This window comes from Novosphingobium pokkalii (assembly GCF_014652855.1).
In the GTDB taxonomy this organism is placed as follows: Bacteria; Pseudomonadota; Alphaproteobacteria; order Sphingomonadales; family Sphingomonadaceae; genus Novosphingobium; species Novosphingobium pokkalii.
The window spans coordinates 131,140-146,493 of the sequence record NZ_BMZP01000011.1 but is presented as its reverse complement, the minus strand read 5'-3'; the positions used below and the strand labels follow the sequence as shown (position 1 = coordinate 146,493).

At 63.9% G+C, this 15,354-nt stretch carries 12 protein-coding genes, 1 tRNA gene and 2 pseudogenes; 8 read left to right on the top strand and 7 right to left on the bottom strand.

The window, feature by feature from the left end; genetic code table 11:
• Together IE191_RS13130 and IE191_RS13125 are read right to left on the bottom strand one after the other, a co-directional pair.
• Positions 1-1,118: IS110 family RNA-guided transposase (locus IE191_RS13130; RefSeq protein ID WP_373299291.1), on the bottom strand; the 1,118-nt coding region annotated here is incomplete at its 3' end.
• A 417-nt stretch (positions 1,119-1,535) separates the two neighbouring features.
• On the bottom strand, positions 1,536-2,693 hold the full coding sequence (locus IE191_RS13125) for a hypothetical protein (RefSeq protein ID WP_191324809.1): 1,158 nt from the start codon (positions 2,691-2,693) through the stop codon (positions 1,536-1,538).
• Positions 2,694-2,876: 183 nt separating this feature from the next.
• On the opposite strand from IE191_RS13125, the gene IE191_RS13120 reads away from it, so the two are divergent.
• A complete protein-coding gene (locus tag IE191_RS13120) occupies positions 2,877-3,116 on the top strand; it encodes a hypothetical protein (protein ID WP_191324808.1) in 240 nt (79 codons plus the stop codon).
• A gap of 159 nt (positions 3,117-3,275) precedes the next feature.
• Positions 3,276-4,049: pseudogene (locus IE191_RS13115) on the top strand (IS5 family transposase).
• Positions 4,050-4,131: 82 nt separating this feature from the next.
• Here IE191_RS13115 and IE191_RS21430 read toward each other — a convergent pair.
• The 4 genes and pseudogenes from IE191_RS21430 to IE191_RS13100 all read right to left on the bottom strand — a co-directional run.
• Positions 4,132-4,272, bottom strand: a pseudogene (locus IE191_RS21430) (hypothetical protein); the annotation flags it as partial.
• 205 nt (positions 4,273-4,477) lie between these two features.
• Positions 4,478-4,702: a hypothetical protein gene (locus IE191_RS13110; RefSeq protein ID WP_191324807.1), complete on the bottom strand. Its 225-nt coding sequence runs from the start codon at positions 4,700-4,702 to the stop codon at positions 4,478-4,480.
• 48 nt (positions 4,703-4,750) lie between these two features.
• Entirely contained in the window at positions 4,751-5,992 is a 1,242-nt protein-coding gene (locus tag IE191_RS13105) for a tyrosine-type recombinase/integrase (RefSeq protein WP_191324806.1), read from the bottom strand.
• Between the two features lie 165 nt (positions 5,993-6,157).
• A tRNA-Leu gene (locus IE191_RS13100) sits at positions 6,158-6,244 on the bottom strand.
• Between the two features lie 281 nt (positions 6,245-6,525).
• Here IE191_RS13100 and IE191_RS13095 point away from each other — a divergent pair.
• A complete protein-coding gene (locus tag IE191_RS13095; RefSeq protein WP_191324805.1) occupies positions 6,526-7,470 on the top strand; it encodes a complex I NDUFA9 subunit family protein in 945 nt (314 codons plus the stop codon).
• A 67-nt stretch (positions 7,471-7,537) separates the two neighbouring features.
• Here IE191_RS13095 and IE191_RS13090 read toward each other — a convergent pair whose 3' ends face one another.
• A complete protein-coding gene (locus IE191_RS13090) occupies positions 7,538-9,607 on the bottom strand; it encodes a S9 family peptidase (RefSeq protein WP_229815346.1) in 2,070 nt (689 codons plus the stop codon).
• Positions 9,608-9,729: 122 nt separating this feature from the next.
• Here IE191_RS13090 and IE191_RS13085 point away from each other — a divergent pair, with 122 nt between their 5' ends.
• The 5 genes from IE191_RS13085 (at position 9,730) to IE191_RS13065 (ending at position 15,337) form a co-directional block, all read left to right on the top strand.
• On the top strand, positions 9,730-11,529 hold the full coding sequence (locus IE191_RS13085; RefSeq protein WP_191324829.1) for an aminopeptidase P family protein: 1,800 nt from the start codon (positions 9,730-9,732) through the stop codon (positions 11,527-11,529).
• A 67-nt stretch (positions 11,530-11,596) separates the two neighbouring features.
• The gene (locus IE191_RS13080) at positions 11,597-11,974 is read left to right on the top strand and encodes a VOC family protein (RefSeq protein ID WP_191324803.1); all 378 of its coding nucleotides are present in this window, start codon (positions 11,597-11,599) and stop codon (positions 11,972-11,974) included.
• A gap of 436 nt (positions 11,975-12,410) precedes the next feature.
• Entirely contained in the window at positions 12,411-13,151 is a 741-nt protein-coding gene (locus tag IE191_RS13075; protein WP_191324802.1) for an EF-hand domain-containing protein, read from the top strand.
• An 18-nt stretch (positions 13,152-13,169) separates the two neighbouring features.
• Positions 13,170-13,901, top strand: a complete 732-nt coding sequence (locus IE191_RS13070) for a response regulator (protein ID WP_191324801.1) — start codon at positions 13,170-13,172, stop codon at positions 13,899-13,901.
• Positions 13,901-15,337, top strand: a complete 1,437-nt coding sequence (locus tag IE191_RS13065; protein WP_229815345.1) for a sensor histidine kinase — start codon at positions 13,901-13,903, stop codon at positions 15,335-15,337. Before IE191_RS13070 ends, IE191_RS13065 begins: the two co-directional genes overlap by 1 nt.
• Positions 15,338-15,354: the final 17 nt, after the last annotated feature.

Sequence of the window (15,354 nt, the reverse complement as noted above, 5' to 3'; positions counted from 1 at the left end):
ACAATCATCATGAAGGAGCGAGACTCTACCTCTGACCGGTAACAATCAGGGGAGCACGTCACTTTGTAATCCTCTTGCCTGGTCATCAGCGCCCAAGCGATGCGCGCCATCTTATTCGCGAGCGCCACCGAGACCAGCATCCGGGGCTTGCGCGCCAACATCCCTTCTAGCCACGAGCCTGCCTGCGCGCCATGGATCGTAGCTTGCCTCACGACCGCGCTGCCACCGATGATGAGAAGTCGCCTGATAGTTCGCTCGCCCATTTTTGAAATCCGGCCGAGCTTCTGCTTACCTCCCGTTGAGTGCTGGAGCGGAGCGAGGCCCAGCCATGCGGCGAAGTCCCGACCCTTGCTGAACGTGGCGGCGTGAGGCGCCAGCGCCACGATCGCGGTAGCAGCGATCGGCCCGATGCCAGGGATCGTCATCAGCCGGCGCGCGACCTCATCTTCGCGGGCACGCCGGGCGATTTCCTTGTCTAGGTCGGCGATCCGAAGGTCGAGCTCAGCCAGCATATCGGTCATGATCCGGAACATGGCGCGTGCTGCCTCCGGCAATGACGAGGCCATTTCATCCTCCTCGAGCAAGTCCGCCAGCATCACCACCTGGGCCTTCCCGCGCGGCGCTACCCACCCGTACTCGGCCAGATGGCCTCGCAGCGCATTGATGAGCTGCGTGCGTTGCCGAACTAGTAGGTCTCGTGTCCGGAAGACCATGCCGGCAGCCTGCTGCTCCTCAGTCTTCACCGCAACGAAGCGCATGCCTGGCCGCCGCGCCGCTTCGCAGATAGCCTCCGCATCGACCGCATCATTCTTGTGTCGTTTCACGAACGGCTTCACGTACGCCGGCGGGATAAGCCGCACCTCATGACCGAGTCGCGTCAACTCGCGCGCCCAGTGATGCGCCCCGCCGCATGCCTCCATTGCGACAAGGCAGGCTGGCTGAACGGCGAAAAAGTCGAGCAGTTTTCCGCGGGTCAGTTTGCGACTGAACACCGCCTCTCCGCGTTCATCGGCCCCATGCGCGTGAAACGAACTCTTGGCGATATCCAAACCGATTGTGATAACCTTCAACACGGACGCCTCCCTCAAGTGGTGATCAACACCTCCACTTTGGCACATCGATGCCATCGGGGGGCGTCCACCCCATCAGGTTTGTCCCACATCTAGTCGTTTCGAACGGCATGTGGGCGGCCCGGCTGGAAAGTAAAGACGGCTCAGCGCCCCATCGGAATACCGGATAAAAGCCTAACGGCATGCCGCCATAATTAGATGTCGTCGACATTGCGGCGGTCCCGGGCAACGAATCGCCACCTATCCGAGTCCGTGGCAGTCCAATCGCAGCCGATGATTCCCGGGTTCTAATTGGGGGATTACATGAAATGACGTTTTCACTAAAGAGCTGATTATGCTAGTTTAATTGATTCCTGTTGGATTCCCGCTACCGACGCTTGGGGCCGCCCCCCGACCGATTAGGCGCGACTTGGTCAGACGTGACGACGCGCCGATGCCTTGGCGATGCAGGTCAATTGCCACGTGCTATAGCTCGTTGTGCGTCATAGGCAGAAAATCATCATTGAAGTATTTGGAAGCGCGAATGGTCGGCGGCAAAGGAATGTCCCACAGATCGAGTGGTTCTATCCGCCTAATACCGTTGGAGGCGTCCTCCACGACAAGTGCAGTGCCGTCACCCCGATAGCTGAAATGTTTTTCGTTTTGAGACCAACGCTCCAATCGCTCAAGATTTCTCTTTTCAAAAAACAATTCCGTAAAGCCCGCCTCAACGATAGCATTCATGAGGGCAACGGGTCTTTCATGCATCTCCCGTAGGAGCTTGGTTAGCTCTGTGGTTTTCGCACTATCTGTCCCACGCCGATCAATCGCGTCGATAGCACCCAGGGTCTGGCTAAAGGTACGAGCCAGCGTTCGCACGTCGTTTTTGTCGATGAAGTAACGCGCGCCCGTCAAGTGCCCCAACGGCGTTGAGGTGCGAACATAAATCGGGCTTGTATCCAATTCGGGCTTCAACCCCTCGCTGTTACGGCGGATACGCTCTTCCACAGGCAAAGCGTAATATGCTGTCACTGCCCGATCATAACGGGCCTGCCGGTCCCTCTCTGCGTCATGGTCGCGCTGCTCGAGAATTTCGATCATTGGATCGTTGGTGCTGGCAATCCGCACAAGCTTCCGAAAGCCTTCAGGGCTAGCGTTGCGTAACTCCTCGCACTTGACTTCCAACGCCGTCAACGTAGGGGAGCGAAGGATTTCAGCGACCTCGGCCTGATAGGTGAGCACCAGTGCACGCGCATTGCGCCAACGCTGCAATGCGCGCTGCCGGGTCTGTTCGGCCTTGAACGCCACTTCGGCCTGCTTGTAGCGGATGCCATAATGCTCGCGGCCGCACTTGCTGGCCCCGATAATATAGATTTGCCCTTGATCGTCTCTAATCACGTGTCCCCGCCAATGGCGGCGCAGACCGCAGTGGCAGCAGCGAACGAAAAGTGCGCCGGGATTGGCTCGTCGTCCGCCCGGTGGCGTATCATCGTAGTAGCCGATGATCGTTGGATGCGCTTCAGGGTCAGGCACGCCACGATTGAGATTCGGTATAGTGATCTCGGGATTGGCATAACGAAACTCAGACGAAATCAGTTGAGCGTCGGACAGCCGCCGAGCGGTAACGTTTGATGGATTGACCATAAAGCACCCTCCGCAGGAACGGAACATTAGGGGACCATCAGGGCGGTGGCAAGTGACGCCCTAGGAAAACGGAAGGGATTATTAACCAGAAATTTCAGCAATGATGCTTGCTCGTCCCTTAAAATTGGCTCGTATCTACAGCAAGATACATCATGCTGATATGCAGCAGGATAGGAGCTACGCATGGACGAAGATGCATTGTTCGCGGTTGGCACGGTGCTAGCGGCGCTGGGCGGTTTGCTCGAACGCAAGGGCGTCTGCACCACGCACGAACTGGCCGAGACGCTCGGAGGCGTTGCCTGCATGACCCAAGAGGCGGGCGACGAGTACAAGGCTCGTGCTGCGTACATCGGGAGTTGGGCGCATATGGTGCGGGCAGCGGCGCTTGGTGCAGGAAAGGCCGGCGCGCCGCCGTCGAAATAGCTCGCCTTGTCTGCTTTCTAAGAGGCCGCGCCGAAAGTTATTGAGCAATACCAGCATGTTGCGATTCAAGTCATCCTGCGAGGGATGGAGTGAACTAAGGCATGGACTGGTATTGCTCGGCAGGAGCATATCCGAAATGGATTGCGTTATTCCAGTGATATGACCGACCGGGAGTGGGCGTTGGCAGCACCGTTCATCCCTGCGGCCAAGCGGGGACGTCGGCGCCGGACAACGGACATGCGCGAAGTCCTGGATGCGTTGCTCTACATCGCGGCGAGTGGTTGCGCCTGGCGGCTTTTGCCCAAATGCTTTCCGCCAGTCTCGACGGTCCAGCGCTATTTTTACGCTTGGCGCGATGCCGGTCTGCTTGAGGCGATGAATGCGGTGCTGGTCATGAACCTACGCGAGATCGAAGGCCGCGAGGCAAGCCCCAGTGCCGGTGTGATCGACAGTCAGTCCGTGTAAACCACCGAAAGTGGTGGCCCTTGCGGCTATGACGCGGGCAAGAAAATCAAGGGGCGCAAGCGGCATATCCTGACCGACACCTGCAGCTTCCTCATCTCCATCCAGGTCCACACAGCTGATATTCAGGACCGCAATGGCGCGGTTGACCTCCTGAAAGCCGCGCGGCGGCGGTTTCCCTGGCTGCGTCATGTCTTCGCCGATGGTGGCTATGCGGGCGGAAAACTCCGCAACGCCATCGCCGGTGCAGGACATTGGATGATCGAGATCATCAAGCGGTCGGACAAGGCCAAGGGCTTCCAGGTCCTCCCGCGTCGGTGGGTTGTCGAAGGAACCTTCGCATGGCTCGGCCGATGCCGCCGTCTGGCCAAGGATTGGGAAACAACCATCGCCTCGCCCACCGCCTGGGCCACAATCGCCTCCATCCGCATGCTGACGCGCAGAACCGCAATATATTGCTATATCTGGTGATCTTTCGAGTCAGACACCAACATGCACGCCTGCCATCCCGCGCGTTTGCCGCCTCCTCGAGCCATGCGACGACATTTGCGACGACATCGCCACCGTTGGCTTCGATGGTGCTGATGGGGTGGAAATGCGAGCGGTAGCCGTTTCGGTGATGGGGAGCAGTGCACGACTGGGGGCGATGCTCTGGACTTCGAGTTGCGCGCTCACGCTCGATGTGCGTGGCCAATGGTGCGCCTTGAAGACAATCTCCTGTGAGGTTAAGAAATAGATTTGATTATCCCGACCAAAATCAGTAAATCATGAGGCATCGACTTTTTCGGATTTATTTCAGTGTTGAAGAAGTGGGTGGAAATTTTTATATTACGTAACATGCTGTGCCGGTCGATATCTTGGCGTAGCGAATTAGAAATGGTGGCGGCTTCGCCGATAATTTATTTCACGTAATTGGCAAGACTCACGTGGCATCCGCGATGGCGGTCGTCGATGGCCTCGTAGGATTTGTCGATGTCGCCGAAGAAATGATCCAGCAGCGCCGGGCACAGCGCGCCCATGCTTGCCGATGAATAGCCGGGCGGCACAGTTTCAAACTTAGCGTATTGGTCGATTCGCACTCGCCCGAAGATTTCATGATCCTCGATGGCCCATTCATCATTCATCGCTTCCCGCGTTATTACACGAATTCGACCGGGTAGCTGCGGGAAAGCCTATCCAGAAGCGAAAGTCTTCTGGTCAGCGAAGTTGGGCTTGAGGACCTTCGCGCCATTGCGCAAGCGGTCCAACTCGTCTGACCAGAACTGCATCAACACAACTCGCTCATTCCAGTATTCGCCGCGCGTATAGGCACGACGGACTCCATTGTTTTCCATATGAGCCAACTGGCGCTCGATTGCGTCTGGATTGAAACGTCCGGTCTCGTTGAGAAGCGTGGCCGCCATCGCTCGAAAGCCATGCGCGGTCATCTCCTCTTGCCCAAAACCGAGGGCGCGTAACGCGGCATTGACTGTGTTTTCCGACATGGGCCGCGCAGATGTGCGGAGCGATGGAAAGCAATAGCGGCCCTGACCTGTAAGGTCCCACAAGCTCTCAAACAAGCCTGCGACTTGGGTTGACAAAGGGACACGGTGCGGCCGACGCATCTTCATCTTTTCAGCCGGAATGTTCCATACGCTCCGGTCGAAATCGAACTCGGCCCATTCGGCCTGGCGCAGTTCTCCTGGGCGAACGAAAAGATGAGCCGACAGCCGCAGTGCGTAGAGGGTGATGACATGGCCGGAATACCCCTCAATTGCCCGCATCAGCTCTCCAGCGCGATTCGGAGTGGTGATGGCGGCAAGATGCTTGGATTTCGGTGCGGTCAGAGCGCCGCGAAGGTCGCTGGTTGGATCGCGATCCGCTCGCGCGGTGGCGACTGCATAGCGAAAGATGCGGCCTAGGACGCTTCGCATGCGGCGCGCGCTTTCGTAGCGGCCGGTCGCCTCAACTGAGCGCAAAGCAATGAGAACTTCGTGCGCCGTTATCTGGGCGATCGGTCGCGCACCGATCTTGGGATAGGCTTTGTCGAGGAGCCAGCGAACTTTGCTGAGAGTAACCTCGGCCATCTGCTCACGCTCCTGTTTGGCGATCCATTCCAGCGCGACTGCCTTGAAAGTGTTGTTCTCCTCCATCTTGGCCTTGGCGGCGTCGATCTTTTGCTGGTGGGAAGGATCGACCCCGGTTGCAAGCAGGCGCCTCGCTTCCTCCCGCTTGGTGCGCGCATCGGCAAGGCCGAGACCGGGCCATTGCCCAAGCGAAAGCGTTTTCTGCCTGCCTAGCCAGCTGTAGGTCAGGCGCCACAGTTTGGAGCCGTTGGGCTTGACGAAAAGATGCAGCCCGCCGCCATCAAACATCTTGTATAGCCGTTCTTTGGGCTTAGCGTTCGCAATCGTTATCGCAAAAAGCGTGCTCATATGGGTATCGCCTCGCCGAAGGGCGGAGACCGATGCCCATCAGGATACCCATTTTGTTCCCGATTGGTGCCGAATTCGCCCGTATCTGACTGGACGATCATAGCACAAAATTTGGCTGATTTCAGCCACTTCACGGACGTTTGCGGACGTCCGTGGAATGAGAGATGGTGCCCAGGAGAGGACTCGAACCTCCACGCCCTTTCGAGCGCCGCCACCTGAAGACGGTGCGTCTACCAATTCCGCCACCTGGGCACTTTCTCTTCGGGGGGGCGTTGCCGCGTTCCCCGTCGGTGGAGGGGCCAATACGGGTGAGGCCGGGGGGTGTCAACACGGGTTTTGTCATTTCCGCGCCATCTTTTTTTCCACAGGCGGGGTTTTTCCGGTTTGGCGGGCACCGTGGTTGATACGGAGCATTGAACCCCGGGCCCTGGCTGTGCCAAGGCGCCAGGAGACATGGTGCGGAGCGGCGCGGACCCGAAAGGGGCGGCGTGCTGCTCCTTCCCGCAAACCGACCAAGTGGAACAGGCAAGGCTATGGGCAACGTGCGCGATCTGGAAGACAAGCTGGTGGTGCTGGTGGGTGGCAGCGGCTTTTTCGGCAGCCATCTTGCGCAGGAACTGCTGGAGCGCGGCGCGCGGCTGCGCGTGTGCAGCCGGCATGTGGAGCGCGGCTATGCGATCAAGGCGCTGGGCAATCTGGGCCAGGTGCAGTTCCTGCGCGTGAACGTGCAGAACGAGCGCTCGCTGGCCGCCGCGTTCCTGGGCGCGGATGCCGTGGTCAATCTGGTGGGCGCGTTCAAGGGCAATCTCGATGCCGTGCAGGGCCAGGGCGCGGGCCGCGTGGCGGCGCTGGCCAAGGCTGCCGGGGCGCAGGCGTTTGTCCACGTTTCGGCGATCGGCGCCGATGCCGGATCGCCGGTTGCCTATGCCCGCACCAAGGCGGAAGGCGAAGCGGCCGTGGCCCAGGCCTTCCCCGGCGCGGTGGTGGTGCGCCCCTCGATCCTGTTCGGGCCGGACGACACGTTCCTCAACCTGTTCGGCAAGGTGATCAGCCAGTTCCCGGTGGTGCCGGTGTTCGGCCCCGACGCGCGGCTCCAGCCGGTGTTCGTGGATGATGCGGCCTGCGCGATCGCCACGATCCTGGGCGATTTCGGCGCGCAGGCGGGCAAGACTTTCGAACTGGCCGGGCCGGAAGTGCTGACGATGATGGACATCAACCAGCGCATCGCCAAGGCGCAGGGCCGCAAGCCGGTGCTGGTGCCGGTGGGCGATGCCATGGCCGGCCTGTTTGCCAGCCTGCCGGGCACCCCGCTTTCGCGCGATCAATTGGCGCTGCTCAAGGCCGGCAGCGTGGCCAGCGGCGCTCTGCCGGGCCTGGCCGACCTTGGCCTGCGCGCCCGGCCGCTGGCGCTGTTCCTCGATCGCTGGATGCTGCGCTATCGCAAGGCGGGGCGGTTTGGCGTGAAAAGCCCGGGGTGACAGCCGGGGGGCGACCGGTTCAGGACAGGCGCGCGTGGATGGGCCGAGCCCATCCACGGCCCTGGCTTCAGTCCTCGATGCCCAACTCGGTCAGCAGGAACGCGAACTCCTCTGCGGCTTCCTTGAGGCTTTCGAAGCGTCCGGACTTGCCGCCGTGGCCCGCGCCCATGTTGGTCTTGAAGATCAGCGCATTGGCATCGGTCTTCAACGCGCGCAGGCGCGCCACCCACTTGGCCGGCTCCCAATAGGTCACGCGCGGGTCGTTGAGGCCGGCGGTGACCATCAGCGGCGGATAGGCCTGGGCCTTGACCTGGTCATAGGGGGAATAGGACCGGATCAGGTGGAACGCGGCGGCGTCCTCGATCGGGTTGCCCCATTCGGGCCATTCGCCGGGCGTGAGCGGCAGGGTTTCGTCCAGCATCGTGGCCAGCACGTCGACAAACGGCACGTCGGCCACCACCGCGCCAAACAGCTCGGGCGCCTGGTTGATCACCGCGCCCATCAGTTCGCCCCCGGCCGATCCGCCCGAAGCCGAAATCCGGCCCGCCGTGGTGAAGCCATGGTCGATCAGCCCGCGTGCCACGTCGATGAAATCGTTGAACGTGTTGGTGCGCGCGTCCAGCTTGCCGGCCTTGTACCACCCGCGCCCGAGATCGTCGCCACCGCGAATGTGGGCAATGGCATAGGCCATGCCACGGTCGAGCAGCGACAGGCGCGTGGTGGAAAAGCCCGGACCGATGGCAATGCCATAGGCGCCATAGCCATAGAGATGGAGCGGACCGCCAGCGGCGCGGTCCTTGCGCCACACCACCGAGACCGGCACCAGCGTGCCATCGCGCGCCGGAATCTCCAGCCGTGCGGTGTCATAGAGGCTGGCGTCGTAGCCCGAGGGGATTTCCTGCACTTTCAGCCGGGTGAGGGCGCGGGTGGGCACATCGTAGTCATAGACCGAGGCAGGGCTGACCATCGATTCGTAGCCGACCCGCAGGGTCTGCGTCGCCCATTCCGGGTTTTCGCCCAGGCTCGCTTCATAGCTCGCCTCGGGAAAGGCGATCGGCTCGATCCGCGCGGGATCGTCGTAATAGCGCACCTCGATGCGGTCGAGCCCGCGCACGCGGCCTTCGACCACGTAGAAATCGCGGAACAGCTCGAACCCGGTCAGATAGAAATCGTCGCTGCCCGCAATCAGCGTGGTCCAGGCTGCCGGATCGGCGAGCGGCGCGGTGGCCAGGCGGAAATTCTCGTGGGTGTCATTGGTGTGGATGAACAGCGTGTCGTCACGCAGGTCCACATCGTATTCCACGCCCTTTTCGCGCGGACGCACCAGGATCGGCGCGGCGAGCGGATCGTTGGCGGGAATCAGGCGCACTTCGCTGGTTTCGTGGTCGCCGGTCGAAAGGATCAGCCATTCCTCGTTGGCCGAAAGCGCCGCGCCGGCGCGGAAGCCTTCGTCGTCCTCGTGGTAAAGCTCCACGTCGGATTCGAGCGGCTGGCCAAGCCAGTGCAGCCGGACGTTGTCGGTGCGCCAGTTCTCGTTGGCCAGGCTGTAGACCAGGCCGGTGTCGCCTTTCACCCAGATCAGGCCGGAATTGGTGCCGGGGATTTCGTCGGGCAGGATCTCGCCCGTGGCGATCACCTTGATCCGCGCGGTAAAGCGTTCCGAGCCGTTGTCATCCACCGACCAGGCGAGCAGGCGCCCGTCGTGGGAGACCGAGATCGCGCCGAGGCGGAAATAGTCGTGGCCCTGGGCCAGCGCCACTTCATCGAGAATCAGTTCATCGGCGCTGCCATCGTCGACGGCATTGACGGGGCGGCGCCACCACTTCTTGTATTCGGCGCCTTCCTCGTATTCGATCCAGTAGATCCAGTCGCCGTCCTTCTGCGGCACGGACTTGTCCGCTTCCTTGATGCGCCCGCGCATTTCGGCAAACAGCCTGTCGATCAGCGGCTGGCGCGGCGCCATGTGCGCCTGGAACCAGGCGTTTTCCGCTTCCAGATGGGCCAGGATTTCCGGGTCTTTCACTTCGGGATAGCCGGGATCGCGCAGCCAGGCGTAATCGTCGGTCAGGGTGAGCCCATGGTGGGTGAAGCTCTGCGGCTTTTTCGCGGCGACGGGGGGCTTGGCGGCAATGGTCATCCCCGCCATCTATGGTGCCTGTGCCCGGCCTGCAAGGCGCGCCTCTGGCGCCCGCCGTCCCGGTTGGTTACAACGTGAACCAGTTACTCGCCATTCATGCCCAAGGACGTGTTGCCATGTTGATGCAAACCCACGAAGCCCGCCTGGACGCGCTGCGCGCCGAACTGAAGCGGCGCGGCCTCGATGGCTTTGTCATCCCGATTTCCGACGAGCACATGAGCGAATATGTCGGCGCCTATGCCCAGCGCCTGGCCTGGCTGACCGGCTTTGGCGGTTCGGCGGGCACGGCCGTGGTGCTGGCGGACAAGGCCGCGATCTTCGTCGACGGGCGCTATACCATCCAGGTGCGCGAGCAGGTCGACGGGCGGCTCTATGAATACCAGTCGGTGCCGCAGACCAGCCCGGCGGCCTGGCTGGGCCAGAATGCCGCGCCCGGCGCCCGGATCGGCTATGACGCCTGGCTCCATGCCAAACCCTGGGCCGATGGCGTGGCCAAGGCGCTGGCGGCAAAGCAGGCCACGCTGGTGGCGGTGGACAGCAATCCGGTCGACGCCGTGTGGCAGGATCGGCCTGCCCCGTCCGTGCTGCCGGCCGTGCCCCATGCCGAGGAACACGCCGGGCAGAGCGTGGCGGAAAAGCGCGCCGCCCTGGCGCAATGGCTGGCAGACCATGGCGCCGATGCCGCCGTGGTGACCGCGCTCGATGGCGTGGCCTGGCTGCTCAACCTGCGCGGGGCCGATGTCGATCGCACGCCGGTGGCGCTCTCGTTTGTGCTGGCCCATGCCGATGGCACGGTCGACCTGTTCATCGCGCCGGAAAAGGTCACGGGCGAACTCGTCGCGCATCTCGGCAATGCCGTGCGGGTGCAGGATCGCACCGCGTTCGTTCCCGCGCTGGAGGCGTTGGCCGGCAAGACCGTGGCGGTCGATCCCGAACGCGCGGTGGCGGCGGTGTTTCACGCGCTGGAAGGGGCGGGCGCGCGCGTGCTCACGCTGACCGATCCCACCGTGCTGCCCAAGGCGTGCAAGAACCCGGTGGAGCAGGCCGGCCACCGCGCCGCCCAGGCCCGCGATGGCGCGGCGGTCAGCCGCTTCCTGCACTGGCTTTCGGTCGCCGGGCCGCAGGGCGGCGAAACCGAACTGTCCGCCGCCGCGCGCCTCCTGGCCGAGCGCGAGAAGACCGGCCTGCTCAAGGACTTGTCGTTCGACACGATTTCCGGCGCCGGGCCGAACGCGGCGATCCCGCACTACCGCGTGGACGAGCAGTCCAACCGGGCGATCGAGCCGGGCAGCGTCTACCTGGTCGATTCGGGCGGCCAGTATCGCGATGGCACCACCGATATCACCCGCACCGTGTGGATCGGGCCGGGCGAGGCGCCGGCCGAAGTGAAGGACCGCTTCACCCGCGTGCTCAAGGGCCATATCGCGCTCGACCAGGCGGTGTTCCCGCTGGGTACGCCCGGTGGCGCGCTCGACAGCTTTGCCCGCCAGTTCCTGTGGGCGGCCGGGCTCGATTACGCGCATGGCACCGGCCACGGGGTGGGCAGCTTCCTCGCCGTCCACGAAGGGCCGCAGCGCATTGCCAAGGCTTCCGGCGCGCAGGCGGGCACGGGGCAGGGGCTGCTGCCGGGCATGATCCTGTCCAACGAACCGGGCTATTACAAGGCGGGCGAATACGGCATCCGCATCGAGAATCTGGTCTTGGTGGAAGAGCGCGAGATTGCCGGGGCCGAAGGGGCATTCTGCGGCTTCGAGACGCTCACGTTCGTGCCGATCGACCGCGCGCTGGTCGATCTCGCGCTCCTCACCCCGGCCGAACGCGCGTGGTGGAACGCCTATCATGCCCGCACCCTGGCGTTGCTGGCGCCGCTGCTCGACGGCGCCGACCGCGCCTGGCTGGAGGAAGCCTGCGCGCCGATCTGACCTTGTTACTTGCGGTGTTCATGATACGTTCTGTTTCAGGCGGCGACTCGCCGCAGGGAGAGCCAAGATGATCGGGTATGTGACGTTGGGAACCAACGATCTGGCGCAGGCCGCGCCGTTCTATGATGCGCTGGCGGCCGAACTGGGCACCGGGCGCATGTTCGAATGGCCCGGGGCGATTGCCTGGGGCAATGCCGGCGGGGCGGCCGGTGTTGCGCTGATGAAGCCGTTCGACGGCCAGCCGGCCACGGTCGGCAACGGGGTGATGGTGGCGTTCGAGGCCAAGGATCCGGCGCAGGTCGACCGGCTTCATGCCCTGGCCCTGGCCAATGGCGGCCGCTGCGAAGGTGCGCCGGGCCCGCGCGGCGAGGGTGGTTTCTATGCGGCCTATTTCCGCGATCCGGATGGCAACAAGCTCAATGCATTCGTGATGGGCGCGGCCTGATATCCCCGTCGGGCAGGGGCAGGGCGGGCAGGGGAATGTAACGGCCATGTTTCAGGGCTGTTGCGGCGCCTGCCCTCCGATCGGGCGCAAAACCGCGACCTGCCGCTGGTTGGCAACCCCGATTGGATGTTCAGTCATCTGAATTTCCATGAATTTATCGGTTTGGGGGACTCGTCGCCAGTCTATGCAATGATGCGACAATTGGCGACAAAATACCCCCTGTCCCGACATACTCGCGCGACATCCGGCGCCTATACCATGGGCATGGAAGCTGCGGTGCCCGCCACTTCAGTCCCCACGGCCGGAAGGGGTGTCCCTCCCCCCTTAGTCCCTAGCCTCTTTCGGCATGGCGGCGCCGCAGTTTCCTCACCCCCCATTTTCGGGTCGTCGCCTCCGTTCCAGTGCGCTCGGCCTTTGTTTTCGGGAGCTTGCCGACATGAAGAAGCGTGTCCTTGGCCTGTGTGCGACGGTCGTCGCCGTGGCTGGCACCACTGCACTCTATGCGGCGGCGCCGGCTGAGCCGGCTTCGCCGCGCCCGGGCCAGGCCCGCCCGGCGCCGATGGGTGATGGCACGATCACCTGGGCGCAGGCGCAGGCGCAAGCCGATGCCCTGTGGCAGCGCATGGACGTGAACAAGGACGGCAGGATCGACCAGGCCGACCGGGATGCCCGGCTGGGCCAGCGCTTCGACGCGATCGATACCAACCATGACGGCATGATCAGCCGCGATGAGTTCGTGGCCCACCATCGCGCGATGAAGCCGGGCATGATGCACCATGGCATGCCGCCCATGGCCGATCGTGACGGGGAAGCTCTGCCGCCTCCGCCGCCGGGCGAAGGTGGTCCCCGTCCCGATGGACCCCGTCCTCATGACCATCGCGGCCCGCCGCCGATGGGCCTGGCTGGTCTCGGCCCGGTTTTGCACGAGGCGTTGCGCGACAAGGATGGCGCGGTGACCCGCGCTGCGTATGATGCGGCAGTCAAGGCGCAATTCGACAAGGCCGATACCAATCATGATGGCAAGCTTACCCGCGAAGAACTCCGTGCCGCGTTTGGCCATGGCGGCCACCGCTGGGGGCCGCGAGGGATGGAAGGCCATCCGCCGCCACCGCCCCCGGGCCAACCAGTGGGCGATGGCGACGACATGCCGCCCCCGCCGCCTCCGGCCGGCAACTGATCACCAGGCAGGGCAGGCATGAGCGAGGCCGCGGCAACCCGCATCCTTCTGGTCGATGACGAAGCAGCCCTGCGCGAGGTTCTGGCGGACTATCTTGTCCGCCAGGGCTTTGCCGTGACCCAGGCGGGCAACGCGGTGGAAGCCCGCGCGCGAATCGCGACCGAGGCGTTCGACCTCGTGCTGCTGGACATCATGATGCCCGGCGAAGACGGGCTGTCGCTGTGCCGGCACCTGGCTGAAAGCCGCGCCGTGCCGGTGATCTTCATCACGGCCAAGGGCGAGTCCACCGATCGCATCGTCGGCCTGGAAATCGGCGGCGACGATTACGTGGTCAAGCCGTTCGATCCGCGCGAACTGGTCGCGCGCATCCGCTCGGTTCTGCGGCGCAGTGCGCGGGTGCCGGCCGAGGTGCCCGAGGCACTGGCCTATGAATTCGAAGGCTGGACGCTCGATCCGCTCAAGCGCCGCCTGACCGACCGCGAAGGCGCCGTCGTGGCGATTTCCTCGGCCGAATTCCGCCTGCTGATGGCCTTTCTCGATCACCCGCGCCAGGTGCTCGATCGCGACCGGCTGCTCGACATGGTCCAGGGCCGCGAGGCGCACTTGTTCGATCGGGCGGTGGACAACCAGATCAGCCGCCTGCGGCGCAAGATCGAGGAAGACAGCCGCAACCCGCAACTGATCCAGACGGTGTGGGGCGGTGGCTACATGCTGGCCGCCGAAGTGCGCAAGGTGGCGGGCCGCGATTGATGCTGCGCTTGCCGGCCTGGACCGTGTCGCGCGCGCCGCGCAGCCTGCAAGGGCAGATGCTGCTGGCCATCGCGCTGGCGCTGCTGGTGGCGCAGGGCCTTTCGGCCGCGCTGATCTGGCGCGAACAGAACGAACGCCGCGTGCAATTGACCGTCAACGAGGCGGCGTTCCGCCTGATCGGCCAGCCGCCGCGCGAAAACCATGCGCCCGATGGTCGTCCGCACGGGCCGCCCCCGCCCGATGACATGTGGCGCCTGCCGCGTCCGTTGCGCGTGCGCGTCGATGGCCGGTCGCCGGCGCAGGAGGGAGACCGCGACCGCGCCGATGTCGCCACCGCGCTGCACGAAGTGCTCGAAACCCAGGGGATGGTCCACCGCCAGGTGCTGGTCGTGGAGCGTGACCCGCGCAGCGACGCGGTGATCGGCCCGTGGTTCGGCAATGTCAGCAAGCGGCTGGAAAGCTTTGGTGATCGTCGCCCCGAAGCGCACCTGATCATCGCCTCGATCCAGCGGCCTGACGGCACCTGGCTCACCGCGCGCATGCTGGCGCCGGCCAACGAACGCCAGGTGATCCTCTCGCTGCTGTTGCAGACGATCCTGCTTTATCTGGTGCTGGTGGGCGCCGTGGCGCTGATCCTGCGGCGCATTGCCCGCCCGCTCAAGGCCTTGACCAGCCGGGTGGAGGCCTTTGCCCGCGAGCGCAACGCCGATGGGCAACTGGAACCCGAAGGGCCGGACGACATCCGCCGCCTGATCGTGGCGCACAACGCCATGGAAGGGCGGATCATCGGCCTGCTCGATGAAAAGGATGTGATGCTCGGCGCGATCGGGCACGATCTCAAGACGCCGCTGGCCGCGCTGCGCGTGCGGATCGAGGCGGTGGAGGACGAGACCGAGCGGGCGCGGATGGCCGCCACGATCGAGGACATCAACCGCTCGCTCGACGACATTCTCTCGCTGGCCCGCGTCGGCCGCCCATCGGACCCGCTGGAAACCACCGAGCTGTCAGCCCTCGTGACCGACGTGATGGGCGAATACGAGGACATGGGCGAGGATGTGACGCTGGAAGACACGGTGCGCATCGTTCTCCCGCTGCGCGCCACGTGGCTGCGCCGCGCCATGCGCAATCTGGTGTCCAACGCCTTGCGCTATGGCCAGAGGGCGCGCGTCTCGCTGGCGCGCGAGGGCGCGGAGGCGGTGCTGCGCATCGAGGACGATGGTCCGGGCATTCCAGAAAGCGAGATCCAGCGGATGATGGAGCCTTTCACCCGGCTGGAAGCCTCGCGCAACACCGCCACCGGAGGCACCGGTCTGGGCCTCACTCTGGCGCGCGCCATTGCCGACCAGCATGGCGGCTCGCTGGCGCTGGCCAACCGCTGGCAGGCCGGGGCGATCGTCGGGCTGACCGCCACGCTGCGCCTGCCGCTCGCGGCTTAGGCTCTGGAGTAGGTGCT

What these genes read in the sequence shown, in the direction of transcription:
- IE191_RS13105 (WP_191324806.1), bottom strand. Translation starts at nt 5,992, where the DNA reads ATGAGCACGCTTTTTGCGATAACGATTGCGAACGCTAAGCCCAAAGAA.
- IE191_RS13125 (WP_191324809.1), bottom strand. Translation starts at nt 2,693, where the DNA reads ATGGTCAATCCATCAAACGTTACCGCTCGGCGGCTGTCCGACGCTCAA.
- IE191_RS13080 (WP_191324803.1), top strand. Translation starts at nt 11,597, where the DNA reads ATGATCGGGTATGTGACGTTGGGAACCAACGATCTGGCGCAGGCCGCG.
- IE191_RS13075 (WP_191324802.1), top strand. Translation starts at nt 12,411, where the DNA reads ATGAAGAAGCGTGTCCTTGGCCTGTGTGCGACGGTCGTCGCCGTGGCT.
- IE191_RS13110 (WP_191324807.1), bottom strand. Translation starts at nt 4,702, where the DNA reads ATGAATGATGAATGGGCCATCGAGGATCATGAAATCTTCGGGCGAGTG.
- IE191_RS13065 (WP_229815345.1), top strand. Translation starts at nt 13,901, where the DNA reads ATGCTGCGCTTGCCGGCCTGGACCGTGTCGCGCGCGCCGCGCAGCCTG.
- IE191_RS13070 (WP_191324801.1), top strand. Translation starts at nt 13,170, where the DNA reads ATGAGCGAGGCCGCGGCAACCCGCATCCTTCTGGTCGATGACGAAGCA.
- IE191_RS13120 (WP_191324808.1), top strand. Translation starts at nt 2,877, where the DNA reads ATGGACGAAGATGCATTGTTCGCGGTTGGCACGGTGCTAGCGGCGCTG.
- IE191_RS13090 (WP_229815346.1), bottom strand. Translation starts at nt 9,607, where the DNA reads ATGACCATTGCCGCCAAGCCCCCCGTCGCCGCGAAAAAGCCGCAGAGC.
- IE191_RS13085 (WP_191324829.1), top strand. Translation starts at nt 9,730, where the DNA reads ATGCAAACCCACGAAGCCCGCCTGGACGCGCTGCGCGCCGAACTGAAG.
- IE191_RS13095 (WP_191324805.1), top strand. Translation starts at nt 6,526, where the DNA reads ATGGGCAACGTGCGCGATCTGGAAGACAAGCTGGTGGTGCTGGTGGGT.